1 protein-coding gene is annotated in these 952 nt (G+C 65.9%); it reads left to right on the top strand.

The features are described 5' to 3' along the window. Positions 1-922: ATPase (locus tag CF70_RS36625; RefSeq protein ID WP_035865487.1), on the top strand; the 922-nt coding region annotated here is incomplete at its 5' end. Between the last annotated feature and the right edge of the window lie 30 nt (positions 923-952).

Genomic DNA, 952 nt, shown 5'->3' on the forward strand with positions numbered 1-952 from the left:
TAACGCGCCGGAACTGATGGCCTTGTTGCCGACCGACCGCCGGATCACGCACCTGCCGTTTGCGCTGGAAGCGTTGGCCGTGCAAGCCGGGCCGGGCGCACTGCTGAAGAAGCCCGGTGCATCTTCCCAGCGCAAGCGGTTGATTGTGCTCGCGACCCTTGCGGTAGTGGGTGCGGTCGGCTGGAAGTACGGCAAGGCGGAGTACGACGCCTATCAGCGCCGCCTGCACCCGCCGCCACCGCAGAAGACGCCCGCGGAACGCTATGCCGAGGACCTGGCGCAGCGTGCGGCAATGCCGGTCGCGCCGGTGGCCACAGCGATGGCGGCGTGGTATCGCTGGTTTGCCGATGCGGTGCCGTTGCAGATCGGGGGCTGGACGCTCGCGACCATCGCCTGCAACGACGTTGCCACGCCGGAGACGACCTGCCTGTTGACCTATGAGATCCAGCAGGGCGCCAAGGGGCTGACCAACCAGACGTTTCTGGACGCGCTGCCGGACCACTTCGGTGCGCCGACCTTCCTGGCCGGCGACACCAAGGCCGCGGTGCCGGCCCAAGTGCCGGTGGGAGCCCGGACCCCTCTCGCGACAGTGCTAGAGAAGCTGCCGACGGCGATGGACCTGCGCGTTCACTTCGGCTCCCAGTTGCAGACCCTCTGGCCGGTCGCGGCCAAGGCCGAGCTCAAGGACGTCGCGATCTTTGGCACCGTCCCGCCTGAAGGCGCCGCCTCCCTGACGCATCCGGTTGTCTCCGGTGCCTGGGAAATCACTGGACCGCTGCGCAATCTGAGCGAGTTCAAGGGATTCGGTCCGCAGGTCGTGGTGAAGACCATCGAACTCGCCGTGAACCTGAACGCCGCTCCCGACCTCAAGCAATCGAAATTCATGTTGACGGTCAAGGGCGATGCCTTTGCCCGTAACTGAGAAGGAAGACTGAAATGCGTGCTTACCCGA

The sequence above is a fragment of the Cupriavidus sp. SK-3 genome (assembly GCF_000611145.1).
In the GTDB taxonomy this organism is placed as follows: Bacteria; Pseudomonadota; Gammaproteobacteria; order Burkholderiales; family Burkholderiaceae; genus Cupriavidus.